The following is a 21344-nucleotide window of genomic DNA, read 5'->3' as shown; positions in this document are numbered from 1 at the left end:
TCCTTCTTTCAGTACCTTCTAAGCTATTTAAGCCCAGAAGAGCTAGCTCCTTTCACAAAATATTTCTCAGCGAATAAGAAAACGATCAAAATTGGTAATAGAGACATTAGAGCTGCAGCAACTAAATACTGTTCTTGGCCAAACCAAGCTCCAGACATTGATAAGATGCCGATCGGGAACGTAAATTTATCTTCTGAAGAAAGATAAATAACTGGCGCCATGATTTCGTTCCATTTTGTCATAAACGTGAAGATCGTGAGTGTAGCTAATTGTGGCTTACACATAGGCAAATAGACTTTCACAAAAGTTTGGAACGGATTGCAACCATCCAGTTTGGCTGCTTCATCATACTCTTTCGGAATGGCAAGAAAGGCTTGCCGCATTAAGAACACACCAAAAGGTTGAGCTAGCCATTCAAGAATCCATAAAGGCACAAGTGTATCTACGAGTCCTAACTGATTAAAGATCATAAATTGCGGAATGATCATAACCACTGGTGGAATCATGAGTGTCCCGAGCACCATTACGAACAATGAATTTTTAAATGGAAACTCAAGTCTTGCAAATGCATAGGCTACCATTGAACATGAAAGTAACGCTCCTATAACCGATAAGACCGTTACTATGAAACTATTCCACGCATAGGTATCCATTGAAGTCATTTTCCATACTTCAATGTAATTCTGCCACTGAAAGGGATTTGGGATCCATTGTACTGGAATTGCGGTGTACTCTTTGTAGGACTTTAATGAATTAAGTGCTGCACTTACAAGTGGTGTTAGCATAAGCAGAGAACTAAACAGGATGACCGTATAGCTAATTGCCTTTCTTTTTTTAGATCGATTAAACATGATCAACACCCCAACATAACAGACTATTTCTCATAGTAAACCCACTTCTTTTGCAACTTTAGTTGAATCATCGTGATGCCAAATAAGATGATAAACAACACCCACGCAATTGCAGAAGCATACCCCATCTTTAAGAATGAAAAGCCTTGTTGGAATAAATAGAGCATCAGAACCATACTAGCGTTATTCGGGCCCCCTGCAGAAGTTACATCACCTAAATGACTTGTCATGACATAGATTTGTTCAAAGGATTGAAAAGTTGTGATTGTTGTTAGGACTAATACGAGAAACGTAGTCCCTGAAATCAATGGTACTGTTACGTGTCTGAATTTCTTCCAAACCCCTGCCCCTTCTATTTCAGCTGCCTCATACAAATCCTCTGGTACATTTTGAAGGCCAGCTAAAAAGATAATCATCATGTAACCGACCCCTTTCCAAACAGCGACAGCAACAAGAACAGGGATGATCAATGCTTCATCACTTAGCCATGCTTGCGGGTTGTTTCCTAATTTCACAAGGATTGTATTTGCAAGCCCAAAACGTGGATTTAAAATGGCATCTGCCACGTAGAGGACAACGGTCCAAGAACAAATAACAGGGATAAAATGAGCAATTCTAAAAAACTTTAACCCTTTTAAACTCTGATTAAGCGCAACAGCAAGAAGTAATGCGAGAATCGTTTGTGCTGGTACAAACAAAATCGTAAAGTAAAAGGTATTCCAAAGCGCTTTATGAAACACTGGATCTTGTATGAGAGATGTGTAGTTTTCAACTCCGATCCACTTAGGAGCATTTAGCATATCGTATTTCGAGAAACTAAAATATAAGGACGCAGCTAGAGGAAATGACAAGAATACAACGAATTGAATAAGGTATGGGGAAACCATAAGGAATCCCCATCTCCCTTCTGCTGTTAACTTCTTTTGTTTGCGACTTTTAAAGGGTTTTACTCGATGTACAAGTTTTGGCATCTAGGACACACTTTCTTCATTAAATTTTGTTATTCCTTATAAAAATCATCCAAAACTTTCATCACTTCCTGATCTGCCTGTTGTAATGCCTCCTCTATACTTGTTTCATTTAAAAAGGCTCTGTTTATGTTGTCGTTAAACTTCTGAAGCCACTCTGACCATACAGCATTGGTATCGAGTGTACCTGCAAATTCAAAGCTATCTAAGAATGCTTGCTTATTAATCTTGTTATCACCAGAGTTTAAGAATAGATCAGAGTTGGCAACAGATTTCTTCACGGGTACCGCTTCACCTAGTTCAGCCCATTCCTTTTGGACTTCATCTTCTGTAACCCAGAATTTGACCCATTCCCAAGCTGCTTCTGCTCTTTTGTCTGAGCTATTATTATTTACAATCCAAGAGTTTGCAATTACAGGAGCGAACCGCTTCCCGCCTGGACCTTTAGGCAACACAGTAACATCGTAATTGATTCCTGTTTCATTTGCTGCTAGCACCCTGGCATATATTCCGATCCTCATCGCTGCAGTACCACTTGGGAACGGTGACATTGGACTTTGGAAACTTTGAAGGTCAGATGGATCTGTTAAGACGCCTTTCTGCATTCCTTCAACGATCCATTCCATAGCTTCTTTATTCTCTTCAGAATCAATCACAGAATTCTTTAACTCTTCATCCAAAACACCACCACCATAAGACTTCAATACTGGCATCCATCCTTCTGTGATGTTAAAGAACGTCATCCCATATTGATTGACTGCATCAGAATTAAAACCATCATCCGTTGCTCGCTTACCATTAGCATCAATGGTTAACCGTTCTGCAGTTTCTTGTAGTCGGTCCCACGTCCAAGTATCATCAGGGTAGTCTACACCCGCTTCATCAAACATATCCTTGTTATAAAACAAGGCTCCAATTTGAATACCTTGTGGAACAGCAAAGTACTTTCCGCTAGCGTCTTTATTAAAATCAAGTCCATAGTACTCATCTTTGTTTAAATCTCTTTCAATCCAATCCGTTACATCTTTTGCTGCTCCACGTTCAGCATACTTTGATACAAGCACACCGTCAGATAACCATACATCTGGAGCATTGTTACCTGCAATTTGAGTATCTAACTTCTGAAAGAACTGAGAATAAGGGGCATTTTGTGTGGTGACTTTAATATTAGGGTGTTTCTCTTCAAATTGATCAATAAGCTCTTCCATTTTTTCATCAGCACTACCAGATGAGTAATATCCTAGCTTAATCTCTACTTGCTCGTCTGAATTATCACTGTCAGCATCCGATTCATTGCTACATCCTGCCATAGCAAAAGCTAAAATAAAAGAAAGTAAAAGTAAAAGGCCAAATTTCAGTGAATATTTCATTCCTTCTCCCCCTCTTTTGTTAACGCTTACACGATTATCTTAGTAGTAAAGTTGAAATTACAGAATAGACATTGATTTGATTTGTTGTGTTTTTTTCAAAAATGTATCAAATATAAACCACAATGAAGGGGTGAATAGCTCTTGAAGAATGATCTCTTTCATAGAAGGTCCATTCAATCTAAATTGTTATGGGTAATCATTATCTTTGTATGTACTCCCCTGCTAGTATTCGGATACATTTGGTACGAAAGAACAACCACTGCTATACAAGATAATGCGGTTCATGCCAGTCAACAACTTCTCAACCAAACCAAGGAATACTTATCTTTTTATTTGGCTGACTTAAAAAAAGCCACGACTCCCCTTCTAAGTAGCACTTCTATACAGAACTATTTGAAATCTAATCATACCCCTGATACACGTTACGAACAGTATATTGAAACGAAAAGAATTCAAGAAGAGATATTTGGACAAATCCTAAACGGACGTTCTGATATTTTTGGCCTGTCGTTAATCAGCAAAGATGGGAGGCAAGAACATAATTACTCTCAGGTGAAGGAATTTATTGATATTGATGAGATTAAAAAGAGAAATATAGATTTATGGAACAACCATGAACAATTTGAGAGTTATGAACTACTAGATTTAAAATTTTATAAATCTACTCCTATCCTAACGATTGTTCAAAAAATATATGATAAAAACACATATGAAACCATTGGCTTACTCATAGTAAACCTGCATCTTAGCCAAATTGCTTCTATATTGAATGAGATTACAGATGATCATTTCAATGAGGTGTGGTTAGTAAATGAAGATGATACAATTATCTATCATCCGCTTCGAAACCAATTAGGCCAACCGTTCCAATCTGACTATACGAAGGAGAACATTTCTTATATTACTCAGCATGATAAGCAAAAAACCTTACTGGTTCAAGAATCGCTCCCAAATACCAATTGGATGATCATGGCTAGCGTTCCTTTAGAAGAGGCGATGACTAGGTTAGTGACTCTTAGAAACTTCACCATTCTAGTAGGTTTAATTTTAATAGGACTTGCTATTCTTTTCGTAGGAGGTTTTTCTTTCACATTAACTTACTCCTTACAGCATCTACAAAAACTCATGCGAGAAGTAGCTTCTGGAAAGTTCCCAACAGAAAAGCCTCGTCCCCTTGCCCTTTACCAAGAAGATGAGATTAGTGACTTATATAACAGTTTTTACAGTATGACGGAGAAACTTTCTGAGCTCATACAGCAGATCCGCTTGTCGAAATTAAAAGAACAGGAATTACACATTAAAACGAAAGAAGCGGAGTTACAGGCGATGCAGTCTCAAATTAATCCACACTTTCTATATAACACGCTAGAGATCATTAATTCCTATGCCATAATTGAAGATCAAATGGAAATTAGTCGCATGACGACCTCTCTTGCTGACATGTTTCGCTACAATGTTAGCAATACGAAGAAGGTCGTCTCGCTAGAAGAGGAATTGCAGCATATTAAAGCTTATTTTCAAATTCAACTGGAACGTTTTGAAGGGCTAAATGTGTCCATTGAGGTAGACGAATCATTGACTTCAAATGTTTTGATACCCAGGTTAACGATTCAACCAATAATCGAAAATGCATTCTCCCATGGTTATGAAGAACATTCCTTAGTTCCAACTTTTATTGGAATATACGGGAAGAAAGTCAATCGTGATTACCTTTTATACCTAGTTGATCACGGAAAGGGCATGGTAGCTGAAACCACAGAAGCATATAACTATGCCTTTATACACAATACAGAGCCACCCGAAGATTATAGAACGACGAAACGTATTGGACTCTTAAACGTTCATAAGAGAATTCACTCTGAATTAGGGTTTCCTTATGGATTGTTTATCAAGAAGTCTAACCAATCTGGTACAGTTATTGAAATCCGTTTGCCTTTACGTATGGAAGATACAATAAAGGAGGCGTAATTGTGTTCAAAGTCATTACAGTGGATGATGAGAAATTAATTAAGCGGAGTATTTCAGCTTTAATTCATAAGAATGAAACAGGGTTTCAGATCGTAGGCGAAGCAAATGATGGTGAAGAAGCTATGGAGCTGGTTTCTAAGTACCATCCTCATCTAATCATTACGGATATACGTATGCCCAAACTAAATGGTTTAGATTTCATTCAAAAAGTAAGGTCTGTAGATCATCAAGTGAAGTTTATCGTCATATCAGGGTATGATGAATTTATATACGCCCAACAAGCTTTAAGGTATGGCGTAAGTGATTTTCTTTTGAAACCCATTAAACCAGATTTATTTCTCTCTACATTAGATGCTGTTTATAATCAGATCCAACAAGAGCACCCCTCCTATGCTGAGCGTCAGAAGCGCCTGGGGTTAATAAACTCATCAGCTAAGGAGATCAGTAATCTAGTGTGGATGCTTGAAGAGGAGAAACTTGTTGAGAGAATCAGTGAGGTCGACATAGCTTTACAAGATAAAGGGTTTACCACTACCCGCACAAACGACTTTTATCAGGATTTATTCACTAATATTACGACTAATTTAGAGAATCGCACCTCATACACTCTACCATCTCATAAACCATTCCCTAATGAGACTGATCTTCTTCCGGACCACCTGATTACACATTGCAAAAAGTGGGTCCATTTTCTAAAGCAAAAAAGAAATATTGGTCATAAAGCAAATATCCTTTCTGCCACTCGTTATATAGAGGCAAATTTCAAAGAAAGTACATTGACCCTACATGAAGTAGCAAACATAGTGGATATGTCTCCTTCCTATTTCAGTATGGAGTTTAAGAAGGAAATGGGAGAGAGCTATAAGCAATTTGTAACAAAATTACGTATAGATCAAGCCAAAACATTATTAAAGAATCCGATCTATAAAACATATGAAATTGCAGATACCATTGGTTATGTCGATTACCCACATTTTACAAAGACCTTCAAAAAAATCACCGGATATACTCCAACTGAATACAGAAAACGTATTGGAGTTGAATAACAAAAGGTTGCCTCGTTATTCAGGGGCAACCTTTCTTGTTTACTTACGAATTTCTAATGTTGGCGGATTCGTATTCTCTTTACTTTGAATAGGGACTAACCGATCCATAAGAACATCATCAGAGAGGCGTATGGTAAGCGAGTGAACATTTTCTAAACTAGACACCCATTCTGTTAGATCGAGTTGATACCATCCCTTAACTGATACTCCTATCTCCCCCAATTTACTAAAGGTTAATGAATCTGGTTGAGTATTCCACGTAATGTCCTCTTCCTTCCATTCTTGATTGGTAGCTCCGTAGATGGAAATCGGTACATTTGATACTTCAGAATCACTAATGCCCCGATCTACATAAAATTTTAGTGTTATTTTAGCAGGATTAACAAGAGACGATGGATCTGGTGTAAATTGAATATACGCTTTGCGATCATAATTCTGAACGGATTCCTCTAAACCTTTTACTTCTAAAATAGGAGAATCCCCGTAGTTTATATCTCCATAAGAATCACTTCGCACATAGGCATCCTCACTTGCTGGAATACTTTCAAACGCCCAGGTGGTCTCCAAATCATAAGAAACATCCTTTGAAGAAGCCCAGTAATATCCTGCTGCTGTAATAGCATTTATTTTGAACCCAATTTTCCCCTTATTGGTGCCAATAGTTTCTGAGGTGAAGGTGATCTGTCCTTGATCATTGGTTGTTCCATTTACCACTTTTCCACTTACATACTCAAATCTCCCGCTTAGATTGGATTTTACAGGTGAACCCGTTTGTAAATCTGAAACCGTTATAGTTACATCTGCTTTCCCGTTAGAATAGCTTATAGAAGCTTCTTCAACCTTTAATGGTTTTAAGGAGGTTTGGGTCGTTGTAGCTGATGTAACAGCAGATGCTGGACCAATGTTTCCATTTACATCAACTGCTGCCACCTTATAATAATAGGTTGTATTTGATAATAACCCCTCATCTACATAGGATAAACCTCTTGATTCCCCGGCTAAATTATTTTCACCTGGTATGAAATCAGCGGTTTGGCCTCTGTAAATCGCATAATGTTCGACCTCTCCATTATCGTACGCTCTACCATAATCAATAAAAATCGATTGATAACTAGTTGGTAAGGCTTTGGGCTCACGATCTACTTTTGTCGGAGCTTCAGAATCAAGAGGTGGCTCCCAAAATACACCATCGTCACTCCATTCTGATGGTAAATATCGCAATGTATCATAGTGATGTAACGCAATTCCACCAAAAGAAGGGGATTTATTCATAGATGTATAGACCTTATCAAGTTCTTGTTCCATATAGGTGCGTCCTTCTTCTCTAAACGAAATGAGTTCCGGGTCTCCTCCATCGGCAATGTCCTTTGTTTCTACCCCAATAACGACCGAATTAGGTTTGTTAATGGTTACAGCGTAGTTTATCTCATCCCTAGCTCTCTCAATAATTCCATTTGAGCCTTCTGCTAAATCTCGATAATCCATAATCGAAATATAATCAAGGATGTCTTGTATGTGTTGAGATAACCACTTTGTTTCACTTTCTCCATCCTTCAAGTTGGGGCCCCACGTTATATTTTGAGCATATGGAGAGCTGTCATACCAATTTGGGATCGCCGCTCCCATTAATAAACTAGAGTCAGAAACACGCTTCAGATCCATCATTTTCTCTAATAAATTAAGGTATTGAATCTGTAGGGAAGGTTTCTCTGTTTTAAATTGAGAAGCTATATAAGGTTCGATATCTATATTCACACCATCAAACTGCTCTTCACTCTTTGAAGAGAGATTATAATTGATGATATTTTCAACCTCTCTAAGGGCAGTATCATGATACCTATCAAAAGCACCGAAGTGAGGTGGTTTCGTTCCGCCTGCAATAAGAGCGTGGACCTTGTACCCCTTCTGGTGTGCCCATGAAATGAGATTACGAACCCGCTCTCTTTCATCCTCAAGCATATCAACTCCATAGTACCGATCCACTCCAAGGTAAAGGGTTGCAATGGCATCCTGGTTAAATGTTGTGGTGTCTTTTGCAAAAGCGTCTAGTACGTCTCTTGAACCCTCATTGTAGATTAAATTATAAGAAGCATTTTCCCATATCCACATGGAACGGTCTTGTTTATCGAAAGTTGTATCAACTGTCCTTCCGTTTCCTTTCCTCACATATACGGTTTGGCTAAAACCTATATTTCCTAATGAATCCACAGCTTTTGCTTCTATGCTGTATGTTTTGTCTTGTTCAGAAGGAATGACTAAGTGATAAGAATAGATGTCACTTTTCTTTTTCGTAAGCGTCCATTCTCCTCCATTCACTCGAATGTATACCGCTTCTATATCATTCTTACCTGAAGCCGTTACCGTCACCTTTGTGTTTTTAGTGATAGTTGTATCCGTTTTTGGGTCTTGGATCATAACTGTTGGAGTGTTGGCTTTATTATTATCCACTTCAAGAAGAAGCGGTTCAGACCAAGTGGAATATCGTGTGATTGTACTAGTTCCTTTTAGAACGATTTGTACACTTCCGTCAATCTCGTTGGTATCTAAATCATAAAACCATTCGCCAGATTCAGAAGAGTTCGGACCTAGTTGAGCTTTATTGACTGTCATAGCATCGATAATGACCTCAATATTCGTAACAGATGAATAAGACCCTGAGATTCTAACAATACCAACAGGAAGGCGATCACCATTTTGATGCGAAGTAATTGTAAGAGATGACTCGGCATGCCCAATATGAGGAGACACACCTTGGAAGAATATTAGAGGGAAAAGCAGCACCAAGAAAACGATCAGTCTACGTTGTATCCAATTTTTCATGAAAAGACCACCTTCTATTAAATTTTGAAATACTAATAACCATAAATCCACCACCTTTGTGACGAGTTTATGGTTATAAGATGATAAATAGACTGACCGTTAAACGTCCGTTAATAGAGTTCATTCAAACTTTAACGACCCATTTGTTTAGTTTATCTCCTTCTTTCTTCACAAGCATCACCGATCCAGTCATGTGATGCTCTGCAAATTGGAAGCTGTTCGGTCCGGAGTGAGATACAACTACCAAGTGCGTCTCCAATCCTATATTTATTTCCATAGCGGTTACATCGTCATTCGAAAAATAATCACCGAACGTATTTCTTACTCCTATTTCTTTTATAACAACATCTTTAGTCATTGTTGAATGAAACGGGATGAGAGCTGTAACCATTTTTGTTTTACCGGTAGCCTTGTGCTCAAATACAAGTTTAGAAGATGGCTGTTTCTCATTGTAATTCCGAGAGATCCAACACTTATCCTTTGTTAACTTAGCTGGAGTAATGGATCGAATGAAGAGTCCTTCCTTTTCATTCAAATTACACACTGCTTCAGAGCGATTGGGATATGTTTGCACAGAAACGTCCTCACTTAAATGAAAATGTTGAGCAAAATGATGCGCCTTATTGGATTGGAATTCATCTATGACCAACCAGTAGTACGGTTTAATAAATAGAATCTTGCGTAGTACTTGAACGGGATCTTTTAAATTGCGATAACCATCATGACCCGCCTCAGCATAGTCAAAAGCTTTACATGTCTTCCAATATGAGTGAGTTGTTCTTGCAATTTCTCCCCATGTCCAGGAATCTTTAAACTCAGATATAGAAGTATGGTCTACGATCGTCGTATTATGTTGAAAAGATTCTTTAAAGTATCGTCGTTCTTCACCTTCCATGTACGTGTATCTACCTGTATCGATCAACATATCCTTACCAAAGACATTTAAATCAAGGTGTAAAAAATCATCATGTCCGTGTGCCTGGATAATATCCATATGACCGCCGTCAAATAAACAATAATGGCTTCTATCAGACCACCCGCTCCTCATTATGGAATATCCACTCTTGGATAAATGAATGGATGCTGTTGAAGGTGGTTTTGCCACAAGCTCATGAAACTCATCTATCCCATCTTTTCCGAAGTACCAAGCACTCTCATAATCCAATTGATCATAAGCCTGATGTTTCAAATCTCCTCGTTTGAATAAAACCGCTCCTCGACATAGTATATCTCGTATATCCGTATCATCACTGTCGCTAATCATAGGTTGATAGCCAGTAGGCTTAACAAAGGCTAAAGAAGCGAGAAATAAGCGTTCTAATGATTCCTCGCATAAGGAAAGCAAGGGATATTCGTTTTTCCTTGCCAGCCACACGGATTCAAATAAACAATGAAGTACTTCGTGATGATACATCGGACTTTGCTCATTGTGCATACCATCTTCGAATATTTGTAACTCACACATGTTTACCAAACGGTCTACAGCAATAGACAGCCATCTCTTTGACTCAGGAAACTCTGGAAAAAGCATGGCAATTTGAAACAATCCATTCGTCTCTAAAAATCCCCAATTACTTTGCCTGTCATGAGGGGTGAAAGCTATGCTTAAATACGTGCCATGAAGATGGACGGCCTCCCTAAAAAACTGCTCATTTTCTCTCGTCCAATAATCTGATTCTTTTACACAGTGATACCCTTTTAACCAGTTTGTAATACGAATGCCGCTGTCCAACTTCCGCCATGTATCTTTAACATTATAATATTGTTCCTTACTTGAATGTATTTCTTCTGTTGATAAGGGATTCTGCATAATCCAGTCTTTTAATAGATTTATATAAGAGGTTACATACTTTTCATCACTTGTTAACCAATACGCTTGACCTAATTCAGACATAAATCTACTTCGATTTAAATTAACCGTCCACTCAAAATCTCCTTTGAAGCGGTACGTCCACTCGATCTTGTGATTAAAAGTTACCGGAATTTCACACCTTTCCATATCCCAGCGATGAGTAAAGATAAACGTATGCTTTGTAGCAAGATCTGCTCGATGGATGACTTCTTTTACTTCTTCTGGCCACACTGTTTTACAAAAGTCTATAATGTCTTTTCGATCAGAAGTGTTGTAAAAAAAACGCTTATTCAACAGAATCCCCCCTCTGCCAAGTGCACTATCTTTCCGAGAGCCACTTCTCTAGATTATCGCTTACAAACAAATCATCAGTAAGGTGTGGATATTGCTCATAAATTCGATCAATTTCTTCCGTTTGACCTGGACTCAAAATATCTTGATCACTTAAGCACGTATTCTCAGATAATAAACCTTGTCTTCTCAACACTTCATTAATGCCTGCAATACAACCTTTGAATTGATGGGCAGCGTCAAATAGTGCCGCATTACTATCGGTAACATGAGTAGCGGTTGTAAGTATTGTGGAAGAGAGAATCTGTTTTCCTCGCATTTTCTTAGTCTCTTCAAAGAGTTGAACCGCTTTGGACGTCCAAACAGCCCAATGCCCAAGGAGGCCACCAACAATTGGTTTCAAAACGGGTTTTCCATTAACCGTGAATTGGTAACTTGTAAGTAAATCGATAACGATGTTGTCATCGTTTCCTGTATAAAGAGCAATTTCATCCACTCGACTCGAGTGACATACAGCTCTTACAACATCAAGCGTCTGATAACGGTTAAAGGGCGCCATTTTCACAGCACAAACTCCTTTAATTTCTGCAAACTGTTCCCAGAACTCATAAGAAAACGTTCTACCACCTACTGATGGTTGAAGGTAGAAGCCAAATACCGGAATAATATTGGCTATTTCCTTAATTCGCTCAAGATGTTCGTTCTCCGTTAAGTGTAAACCTCCCATGCTTACAAGTCCTATATCATAGCTTAACTCTTTTGCAAGTGTAGCTTCTCTAAGAGCTTGATCAGTCGGCCCGCAAATCCCTGCTATTTTTAAGAAAGGCTTCTTGAGACTAGCATTATTTACTTCTTCTGCAGCCAATCTTAAAACAGTTTCATACAAATTAATGCCTGGTTCCCTTATTTCAAATTGAGTCGTATGAACGCCTACAGCAATACCACCCGACCCACTCTCCATATAGTAACGCGTTAACGCTCGTTGTCTTCTTTCATCTAATTCTTTCTCTTTAGTTAGGGCTAGAGGATGCGCTGGAATAACGGTACCTTCGTGTAGCAACTTCCACTTTTCTTTATTTATACGGTTATCCACTTAATACTTCCCCTCCCTTTCCTGGAAGTGGGTTGGTTTATCAAGGGTCTCCCCGTTATGTTCTAACCAGTCTGCCGTCCACTCGATCATTTCTCGAAGAGTCACCCTAGGGTATCCAAATAGTTTGTGAGATTTTGAAGCATTACTTAAGAGAGCTGTATCTTGTTCTTCCCCTATAATGACTGGTGGCCGGTTCATTAACTCACCAAACTGCTCAGCAGCCCAGCGAATCGACATGGTCTCAGGTCCTGTAACGTTAAGTATTTCAGGGGGAGAGCTACAATATAATAAAGACCGAATCGCCATGTCGTTCGCATCACCTTGCCAGATTACATTGGCATGACCCATCGTAACATCAACTGGCTTGCCTTCTTTTACAGATTTCGCAATTTCAAGGAGAACGCCATACCGAAGGTCTATAGCATAGTTCAACCGAAAATGAAGCTGAGGGATGTTGTATTTGTGGGAATAGTAAGAAAAAACACGTTCACGCCCAAGGCACGATTGTGCATACTCACCAATAGGACCTGTAGGGTATTCTTCTGATACTCCACCTTTTTTTACTGGAGTAAGAGGATATACATTACCCGTTGAGAACGATACAATTCGTGAGTTTTTAAATTTCTTTGCCACTAAGCCAGGTAAGAAGGAATTCATAGCCCACGTAAAATGCTCATTACCTGTAGTCCCAAACTTATGGCCAACCATATAGATGATATTCTTCACATCAGGCAATTGATCTAATTGATGTTCATCTAAAAGGTCCGCTGCAATCGTCTTAACCCCAAACGCTTCAAGATCACGTCGAAGAGAACCTTTCGAGAACCTCGAAACAGCATATACCTGTTTTTCAAGCTTAGCAGAATCTACTGCATTCTTTGCTAGCTTAGCTAATGTCGGTCCCATTTTTCCGCCGACTCCTAATATCATAATATCACCATCAAGTAAGGTGATATCTCGTACTAATTCAGCAGATGGTTCACACATTTTTTGCTCTAAATCCCGGATATTCTTCAAGATTGAATGCCCCCTTTTTCACAATCAGAGTGTCCTATTTATCTTCATCTTATGGTAAAGGGAACCTTTGAACAATGTCTTAAATAGGACCGTAAATGTTCAAATTTAAAAACGTAAAAAAGGGAGAATATACTATATTTAAGGCTTTTTTTTAAGTACATACCTAGCTTTTTCATATCCTTTATGATGCTCATAAAAACGGTGCGCTAAATGTCTCTTTATACCTGAGGATAAAGCAACTGTATGGAACCCTAATGTTGCTGCTTCTTTCTCTACATAGGTCAGCAACTGGTTTCCAAAGCCTTTTGAACGCTCTTTCTGATCTGTGACTAAATCACATACCCATATGAAACGCCCATAGTACAATGTCGTCATCCTTTTATATCCGATTGCTGCAACAGGTTTCTCTTGTTCCATTAACGCTATCAGTTGGTATCGGTCAAATGCCATGGCTTCTATGACAAGCTCCACATAGTCTTCCTGATTTAAATGACTACGTAACTGGTACATAAGCGAATAGATCGCTTTAATGTCTTCTTCTGTTTCTACTTTTTTTACTTCCATAAGATCCTCTCCTCAACCACACAAGAACACTTGTTCTCGCATTCGTATTTATACCATTTTGTTAGATAAGATAATTTCTTGTACTAATTTATTATTTTAAGCTCTCAGCGAATAAAAAAGAGCAGTCGGGAACGCATGTTTATTCACTTATATTGCATGAATTGATCGATTAAACGGGGGTTCGATTCATTTTTTGTTATATTCATGTAAAATTGCTTCTGTTTTCTTAAAGAGTATAATAATAACTATACATGCAATATTTACCGGAAGTCTCCCTTATTTCATTCTAGCGATCTTATGCTAATCCTTTACAATTTATTATTCTCATTATCAAAAAAAGATGAAGTAACGAATTAGTTTCCGTTACTTCATCTTTTTCAAACTTTATGATTTTCGGTTAAATTCAACTTCTTTAATCATTCGTGCAGGGTTACCCCCTATAATTACATTGTCCGGTACATCCTTGGTTACTACAGCACCTGAGCCAATGATTACATTATGACCAATGGTAACACCAGGGTTTATGATTGCATTGGCTCCAACCCATACATTATCTTTAATCGTTACAGGTTTACCATACTCAAGCCCTGAACTTCTTGTTGTCGGATCTACTGGATGAGTAGCCGTGAGAATTCGAACACCTGGAGCTAATAAACACTGGTCTCCTATCGTTACTCGACAAACATCTAGTATGATGCAGTCAAAATTGGCATAGAAATCCTCTCCTACATGAATGTTATATCCATAATCACATCTAAAAGTGGGTTCTATAGATAGCTCATTTCCTGTAGAGCCAAACAGAGCTTTTAGTAGTTCTGTACGTCTATACTCTTCCTCTTCTGTCGAATGGTTAAATAGTCTTGTTAGTTCCCTTGCATTTAGTCGGTCTTTGACTAATTCCTCATCACTTGCATGATACAACTCTCCAGCTATCATCTTTTGCTTCTCCGAATTCATTCTATATACCTCCTGTCTGAATAAAAAGAAAAAGCCTTAGGAATAATCTAAGACTTTTCTTAATGGTTTCAATTCGCTTGTTTCATTTTTATGGATCCTAACACTTGCTCATAATACTCTAATAATTGTTCAGAAGGTTTTGTCCAACTGAACTTTTCCGCTTCTGCTCGAGCATTTTCACGTAGGGTTTGCATAAGCTCCGCATCTTCTATCTTCTCAACCGCTTCGATCAAACTTTGTGTATCTTCATTTTCAAACAATATTCCTGTGCGCCCATCTTCTACTTGTTCCATAGTGGGACCACTCTTTGCTGCGATAACAGGTAGTCCTGAAGCCATAGCTTCTAAAATAACAAGTCCTAATGTTTCCGTTACAGAAGGAAAAATAAAGGCATCTGCTGACGCAAACGCTTGATTTAACTCATCACCATGCAAGAAACCTGTAAAGATCGCATTTGTATCTTCAAATGTCTGCTCAACTTGTTCACGAGCTGGACCATCTCCAACAATGGCTAACCGAACATCATCTCGCTGTTCAAGAAGCGGCTTCAATTTGTGAATCTCTTTCTCAGCAGCAAGCCGCCCGACAAAAACCAGCAACTTCTTATGTGGTTCTCCTCCGGTAAGACGACTCCTCATTTCCTGACTATAATGTTTTGGAGAATAACGATCCACTGCTACGCCACGTTTCCATACATGAACATTATAAAACCCTTCTTCATCAAGTTCATCTTTAACCGCTTGTGAAGTACAAAGATTTAGATCTGCTTGGTTATGAAGGCGTTTAAAATGCCACCATAGTAGGGGTTTAAAGGCATATAATTTATAGTAATCCAAGTATTTAGGAACGTGGGTGTGATAAGAAGCTAACAAAGGAAGATTCAACTCTTTTGCATACTTCACCCCTGACACTCCAACAAGTGCAGGATTCACTACATGAACAATGTCTGGATTGTGTTTTCGTAGTAAAGACTTCACTATTTTATTTGGAAGAGCGAAAGGACGATACTTATAAAAGGGCAACGTTGTTGTCTTTACACCCTCTACAATAGCTCCTTCATATTCATAAACACCTAGGTCTGGGGCAATAACTACTACTTCATGTTGTTGGTTCCTCAGGTATTTAATAGCTTCTTTAAGCCTTGTTACGACTCCGTCAGTGGAAGGTAAGAAGGTTTCTGTTACAATTGCGATCTTCAAGCTGCATACTCCTTTATTTCACTATTAATGTTTAAGCTTTCCACAACAATTGGATTTTACTCTTATGTACATTTTGATAAATAGAAAATGTCTCTATTGTTACATCTATGTCTAATCATATCAGTAATATAGCTTCCTTTTCACTACATAAGTGAGAGATCCTTGTTAAGAATATGTGAGATTTATATACGAAACGTAAATTATGTAAGCCAATACCGCACATATTGTACCATATTTCTACACAATAAACAGTTATCAACTTGTGGTTTACCAAGCATTCTGAAGTTAGATTTCATAAAATTCTAAAATAGGTTGACACGTTTTTCCACCGAACCGTATAATATAACGCATATAATTCCGATTATTCTTATAAGAATTAAAGAAAAGGGCTGAGCTAATGTACTTAGAATTAAACAACGTATCAAAATCCTTTCCACACGAAGAGCACGGAGCATGGGAGGTGTTTTCTGAGATCAATCTTTCTATAGAGGAACATAATTTTGTATCCATTTTAGGTCCATCAGGTTGTGGGAAATCAACGCTTCTCTCTATGATAGCGGGACTTGAGTCTATAACGAGCGGGGATATCCTTTTAGAAGATCAGCCCGTATCAAAGCCCGGCCCTGACAGAGGGATGGTCTTTCAGCAACCTGCACTATTCCCTTGGTTAAATGTTTTAGAAAACGTTAAGTTTCCTTTAAAACACCTATCAAAGAAAGATCAAGTCACGACAGCTAAGAACTATTTGCAAATGGTGCACCTTAGTCGCTTCACACAATCCTACCCTCATGAACTTTCAGGCGGAATGCAGCAACGTGTAGCGATAGCAAGGGCCCTTGCTATGGATCCGAAAGTGTTACTAATGGATGAACCGTTTGGTGCTTTAGATGAACAAACCAGGCATATCTTACATGATGAGTTGTTACGGATTTGGTCAGAAGACCAGAAAACTATACTATTTGTCACACATTCAATCTCTGAAGCTATTAAGTTATCAGACCGAATTATCGTTATGGGAACACGTCCTGGTCGAATTATTGAGGATTTATCAATTACACTCCCTAGACCAAGAGTAAGAACGAATTCAGATGTCATCGCTATGGAGCAACATGTAATGGGATTATTAGAAGGCGAAATCAACAAAGTATTAAAGGAAGAATTACAATGAAAATCTTACTGAAACGAATTTTATTTCTTGTAGCGGTTATTGCTCTCTGGCAAGGGGTCTATTCAGCGGGAGTATTCCCAGATATCGCATTCCCACCTCCTGTTGATGTGTACTATGCACTGATCGAAGGATTTGGAGATGGGACCTTAACGAAAGCCCTTTTGGCTAGTTTTAAGCATTTGTTATATGGCCTTCCGATCAGTATTATACTTGGCACGTCGATTGGGGTTTTGTTAGCGAAATCTAAACAAGCGGATGAAACTGCTGGTATGTATTTAATAGCATTACAAAGTATCCCTAGTATCGCTTGGGTGCCTCTCTCGCTATTACTATTTGGGTTCAACGAAATGGCAGTCATTTTTGTGGTCGTGATCGGTGGAATTTTTGTAATGGCTCTAAATACACGGACGGCTCTTCGAAACGTCCCTTCATCTTTTAAGAAGGCAGCCAGAACAATGGGTGTAAACGGATTGGAGCTATTCTTTAAAGTTGAAATCCCTGCTTCTGTTCCTCACTTCATGACAGGAATTCGTCTTGCGTGGGCATTTAGCTGGCGTGCATTGATGGCAGGTGAATTATTAAGTAACGGACCTGGACTTGGCTACTCATTAACATACGCTTTTGACTTTGCAAGAGTAGATGTTGTTATGGCAATTATCTTAATTATTGGTGTAATCGGCTCAACTGTTGATCATCTTGTCTTTTCTAAATTAGAGAAGACAGTAATGAAACGTTGGGGCCTACTATAAAAATCTTTACAAAGAGGTGGATGAATCATGAAAAAATTACTATATGTATGCACGATTGCTCTTCTTGCCGTACTATTAACGGCATGTGGAAGTAAATCTACATCAGGAGAAACACCTGAGGAGATTGTAATTGGGTATTTCCCAAATATTAATCACGTAGCTGGAATGGTAGCAGAAGAAAAGAACTTTTACGAAGAAACATTGCCAGATGGTACGGAAGTAAGTTATAAGTACTTTCCGGATGGTTCAAGTTTTATGACAGCAATTGAAACAGGTGAGATCCACGGTGGCCTTGTAGGTCCTGGACCAGCTATGAATCACTTTACAAACGGAGCGGAGATCAACGTATTAGCCGCAGGGTCTACAGGTGGTACGGTTATAATGGCCCGTAAAGATTCTGGCATTACTTCACCAGAGGATATTAAAGGGAAAACATTTATCTCTCCTCGAGTTGGCTGTACACATGACGTTCAATTTGAAACATTGATGATGCGCGAATTTGGAATGAAATCTGACCGTTTAAACGGGGATATGAAACATGTAACCGGTAAACCAGCAACATATGCTCAACAATTTGCAAATGGCAAAGTGGATGTTGCAACCGTTCCAGAACCTTGGGCTTCTTATATTGAAGAAGAAGGATATGGAGAGGTCTTAATTGATACGAAGAACGTTGCATATGGTGAAACACTTCCTGCTGCCGTATTTGTAACCTCTAGTGATTTGGTCGAAAATGAATCAGAACTAGTTCAGAAATTAGTTGATGGTCACATGAAGGCGACGAAATTTATTCAAGAAAATCCTGATGAATCAAAAACAATCGCTATTAACAAGATTAAAGATATTACAGAACAAGAATTGTCTCGTAGCGTCATTGATAGTGCGTGGGAGCGTATAACGTTCACATACGAAATTAACCCAGATTACCTTCAAATGTTTGCCAACTCTTCATTTGATTTAGAATTCTTAAAAGAACAACCAGATTTAGAAGGTTTAGTTGATAAAAGTTTTATAGAGTAGTATACACCCTTGAGAATCGCTAAATTTGCTTTTCTCAAGGGTTTTATTATGTGCATTCTGAGTTACTACTAAGTATAAAATATGGTATACTAGTTATGTAGATGTTGGCAACAAACTTATTTTCTACCAAAAGGGGTGTGTATTGGATGTCAAACAAGAATAATCCAAAGAAGTTTGCTTTGAATATGTCTGCCGCTCAGTTTACCAAGTTTTATATTTTACATTTGTTGCACAAGCGTACATCTTTAATCAGTGAACATTTTAAAGAGGAGTTTAGTAAGCTGACAGGGAACTGGCAGCCCGCTCCTTCAACATTACTCGATACCCTTCATGACATGACAGAAGAGGGGCTCTTACAACGCCGTGAAGACTACAAATCCCTCGAGAAAAAACGACAAAAAGTGTACTGGTACCGTGTAACGGAACAAGGAACAGAAGAATTTGAAGTTATGAAGAAACATTATAAAATTCTCTTTGACGAACAAATTCATATTTTGAAAAGAATCATGAATGAAGTTTACCAATAAAAAACCGCTCCCTATTAATAGGGAGCGGTTTTACTGTTAACAGGTACTCATTTACCGTTTTGATCCACATTTTGATAATGATCATGATGATTTGTACGAAGAAAAGCCACAAATGATAAGACAGTGATGATCGATCCCATGATTAACAAAATCGTTCCAATGATTGGAGTTTGTTGAAAAGGGAGCAGATTGGTAACATCAATTAAAAATAACTGCAATTCAGGTAAAGTGCCAATGTTACTTCCGTAATCTTTAAAGAAATCGATCCCTTTCAACAGTAGATATAACCCCAAAAAAAGTCCACAACCAAACACAATACGTCTCTTCATCTGGCTCGTTATGATTTACCCCTCCTTAATCGTTGATGTGTGTTGATTCATAAACCTTTCAACTACATCAAAATCATTTAAAGAGCGCTTTGATCCTTTTACTTCCTGGTAGTTTTCATTTCCACGCCCTGCGATTAGGACGATGTCACGTGGTTCCGCCATGCCTAGTGCACGATGAATCGCTTCTTCTCGGTCTTCAATAATTTCATAGTCTCCAGGAGCTTGCATTCCTTCTTCTACATCAGATAGAATGCTAGCGGGTTCTTCTGAACGCGGATTATCTGATGTGAGAATAACGTAATCACTCCATCTAGAGGCTATTTCCCCCATCACAGCCCGTTTGCCCCGGTCACGATCGCCACCGCAACCAAATACAACAAATATATTCCCTTTTTTTATAGGTGATAGATTTAACAATACTTTCTCTAATGCATCAGGTGTATGCGCATAATCAACCATAACTGTAAATCCTTCAGGTGAATGGATCGTTTGCAAACGTCCATCTGGACCTTTAACGTGCTTTAGCGCTTCTATAATTTCTTCAATATCAAGCCCTAAATGAAGACAACAACTTATGGCTGCTAGAGAGTTCGAAACAGTAAATTCACCTGGAATGGGTACATATACATCGTTCTGGAATTCTTTATGATTGATCTGAAAAGCAACGCCCTTTTCATCAGCTTTTGTATGCGATGCATTAAGATCAGCTTCCTTATTCTCGATTCCGTATGTTTCATAAGAACCGTTTGTTGAACCGATAAATTCAGAAGCAAATGGATCATCTACGTTTATAATTGAATAAGGACACATAGGAAATAGTGAGAGCTTGCTTTCTTTATAATCTTCAAAAGAACCGTGGTCGTCTAAATGCTCACGTGAGAGATTCGTAAAGATCCCCACATCAAACTGACATTCCAAGACACGTTTATTTTTTAGTCCCATTGAAGAAACTTCCATAACTACGTCCGTAACGCTTTGGTCGCGCATAGCTGCAAAAGAAGCTTGCAGGTCTACAGTCTCAGGAGTAGTTGGCGTTGTACGATAAGCTTTAATATCCTCATCATTGATACGATTACCAAGTGTGCCAACAGTGCCAACTTTTCTACCTGTATATTGAAGAATAGAGGAGATCAGATGAGATACAGACGTTTTACCGTTTGTGCCCGTGACACCTACTAAACGAAAAGCTTGTGAAGGATGGCTATAGAACTGACTCGCAATCATTGGTAGCGCTTGCCTAGTATCATCAACTTGTATGACCGTCATATCCTCTGGAACAAACTCCAGGCCAACTTGTTTTTGAATAACGATCGCAACTGCGCCCTTCATAACCGCTTGGGCAATATAATCATGTCCATCGCGTTTCGTTCCTTCAAGGCAAATGAACAGTGAATCCTGTTGTATTAACCCAGAATGGTATGCAACAGATTCAATGTTTACTTGAGCGTCCCCTTGTAGAATCGTGTAGTCTATTTTGTTTAATATTGTTTGTAATTTCATTTGTAGAACCTCCATTAAGGGTCAGTTTAATCTCCAAAGAAAAGCCCTCGATGTG

18 protein-coding genes are annotated in these 21344 nt (G+C 38.5%); 6 read left to right on the top strand and 12 right to left on the bottom strand.

The genetic code is table 11. The annotated features are described in order from the left end of the window. Window positions 1-23: 23 nt before the first annotated feature. Genes IMZ31_RS09325 through IMZ31_RS09315 form a run of 3 tightly spaced genes read right to left on the bottom strand, consistent with a single transcriptional unit; the run spans window position 24 to window position 3189 of the window. Window positions 24-851, bottom strand: a complete 828-nt coding sequence (locus IMZ31_RS09325) for a carbohydrate ABC transporter permease (RefSeq protein ID WP_207530213.1) — start codon at window positions 849-851, stop codon at window positions 24-26. Window positions 852-874: 23 nt separating this feature from the next. Then, window positions 875-1822 (bottom strand): carbohydrate ABC transporter permease, encoded by a 948-nt coding sequence (locus tag IMZ31_RS09320; RefSeq protein WP_207530212.1) that lies wholly within the window; start codon window positions 1820-1822, stop codon window positions 875-877. A 29-nt stretch (window positions 1823-1851) separates the two neighbouring features. Continuing rightward, the gene (locus IMZ31_RS09315) at window positions 1852-3189 is read right to left on the bottom strand and encodes an ABC transporter substrate-binding protein (RefSeq protein ID WP_207530211.1); all 1338 of its coding nucleotides are present in this window, start codon (window positions 3187-3189) and stop codon (window positions 1852-1854) included. Between the two features lie 141 nt (window positions 3190-3330). On the opposite strand from IMZ31_RS09315, the gene IMZ31_RS09310 reads away from it, so the two are divergent. Beyond that, complete coding sequence (locus IMZ31_RS09310; RefSeq protein WP_207530210.1) at window positions 3331-5157, top strand: sensor histidine kinase; 1827 nt, start codon at window positions 3331-3333, stop codon at window positions 5155-5157. A 2-nt stretch (window positions 5158-5159) separates the two neighbouring features. Beyond that, window positions 5160-6203, top strand: coding sequence for a response regulator transcription factor (locus IMZ31_RS09305; protein ID WP_207530209.1), 1044 nt, complete (start codon window positions 5160-5162; stop codon window positions 6201-6203). Between the two features lie 39 nt (window positions 6204-6242). Here the strand turns inward: IMZ31_RS09305 and IMZ31_RS09300 are convergent, their stop codons facing one another. The 7 genes from IMZ31_RS09300 to IMZ31_RS09270 all read right to left on the bottom strand — a co-directional run bounded on the left by IMZ31_RS09300 (window position 6243) and on the right by IMZ31_RS09270 (window position 15996). Further along, window positions 6243-9023 carry a CBM96 family carbohydrate-binding protein gene (locus IMZ31_RS09300; RefSeq protein ID WP_207530208.1) on the bottom strand — a complete coding sequence of 927 codons (2781 nt, stop codon included), beginning with the start codon at window positions 9021-9023 and terminating at the stop codon, window positions 6243-6245. A gap of 124 nt (window positions 9024-9147) precedes the next feature. Further along, complete coding sequence (locus IMZ31_RS09295) at window positions 9148-11169, bottom strand: alginate lyase family protein (RefSeq protein WP_242705687.1); 2022 nt, start codon at window positions 11167-11169, stop codon at window positions 9148-9150. Window positions 11170-11194: 25 nt separating this feature from the next. Then, window positions 11195-12259, bottom strand: a complete 1065-nt coding sequence (locus IMZ31_RS09290) for a dihydrodipicolinate synthase family protein (RefSeq protein ID WP_207530207.1) — start codon at window positions 12257-12259, stop codon at window positions 11195-11197. Continuing rightward, entirely contained in the window at window positions 12260-13276 is a 1017-nt protein-coding gene (locus IMZ31_RS09285) for an NAD-dependent epimerase/dehydratase family protein (protein WP_207530206.1), read from the bottom strand. A gap of 138 nt (window positions 13277-13414) precedes the next feature. Then, complete coding sequence (locus tag IMZ31_RS09280; protein WP_207530205.1) at window positions 13415-13840, bottom strand: GNAT family N-acetyltransferase; 426 nt, start codon at window positions 13838-13840, stop codon at window positions 13415-13417. Between the two features lie 384 nt (window positions 13841-14224). Then, window positions 14225-14797 (bottom strand): maltose acetyltransferase domain-containing protein, encoded by a 573-nt coding sequence (locus IMZ31_RS09275; protein WP_207530204.1) that lies wholly within the window; start codon window positions 14795-14797, stop codon window positions 14225-14227. Window positions 14798-14865: 68 nt separating this feature from the next. Further along, window positions 14866-15996, bottom strand: coding sequence for a glycosyltransferase family 4 protein (locus IMZ31_RS09270; protein ID WP_207530203.1), 1131 nt, complete (start codon window positions 15994-15996; stop codon window positions 14866-14868). 397 nt (window positions 15997-16393) lie between these two features. Here IMZ31_RS09270 and IMZ31_RS09265 point away from each other — a divergent pair, with 397 nt between their 5' ends. From IMZ31_RS09265 to IMZ31_RS09250, 4 genes are all read left to right on the top strand, one after another. Next, window positions 16394-17164: an ABC transporter ATP-binding protein gene (locus IMZ31_RS09265; RefSeq protein WP_207530202.1), complete on the top strand. Its 771-nt coding sequence runs from the start codon at window positions 16394-16396 to the stop codon at window positions 17162-17164. Continuing rightward, complete coding sequence (locus tag IMZ31_RS09260; RefSeq protein ID WP_207530201.1) at window positions 17161-17913, top strand: ABC transporter permease; 753 nt, start codon at window positions 17161-17163, stop codon at window positions 17911-17913. The genes IMZ31_RS09265 and IMZ31_RS09260 overlap by 4 nt, the downstream gene beginning before the upstream one ends. A 27-nt stretch (window positions 17914-17940) precedes the next feature. Further along, on the top strand, window positions 17941-18933 hold the full coding sequence (locus IMZ31_RS09255) for an ABC transporter substrate-binding protein (RefSeq protein WP_207530200.1): 993 nt from the start codon (window positions 17941-17943) through the stop codon (window positions 18931-18933). A 146-nt stretch (window positions 18934-19079) separates the two neighbouring features. After that, entirely contained in the window at window positions 19080-19460 is a 381-nt protein-coding gene (locus IMZ31_RS09250) for a PadR family transcriptional regulator (RefSeq protein ID WP_036779022.1), read from the top strand. Between the two features lie 47 nt (window positions 19461-19507). Here the strand turns inward: IMZ31_RS09250 and IMZ31_RS09245 are convergent, their stop codons facing one another. Together IMZ31_RS09245 and IMZ31_RS09240 are read right to left on the bottom strand one after the other, a co-directional pair. Continuing rightward, window positions 19508-19753 carry a hypothetical protein gene (locus IMZ31_RS09245; RefSeq protein WP_207530199.1) on the bottom strand — a complete coding sequence of 82 codons (246 nt, stop codon included), beginning with the start codon at window positions 19751-19753 and terminating at the stop codon, window positions 19508-19510. Window positions 19754-19804: 51 nt separating this feature from the next. Then, window positions 19805-21289, bottom strand: coding sequence for a UDP-N-acetylmuramoyl-L-alanyl-D-glutamate--2,6-diaminopimelate ligase (locus IMZ31_RS09240; protein WP_207530198.1), 1485 nt, complete (start codon window positions 21287-21289; stop codon window positions 19805-19807). Between the last annotated feature and the right edge of the window lie 55 nt (window positions 21290-21344).

Source organism: Pontibacillus sp. ALD_SL1 (genome assembly GCF_017355605.1).
The sequence above is the reverse complement of the archived record's forward strand: the minus strand, read 5'-3'. Positions and strand labels throughout refer to the sequence as shown.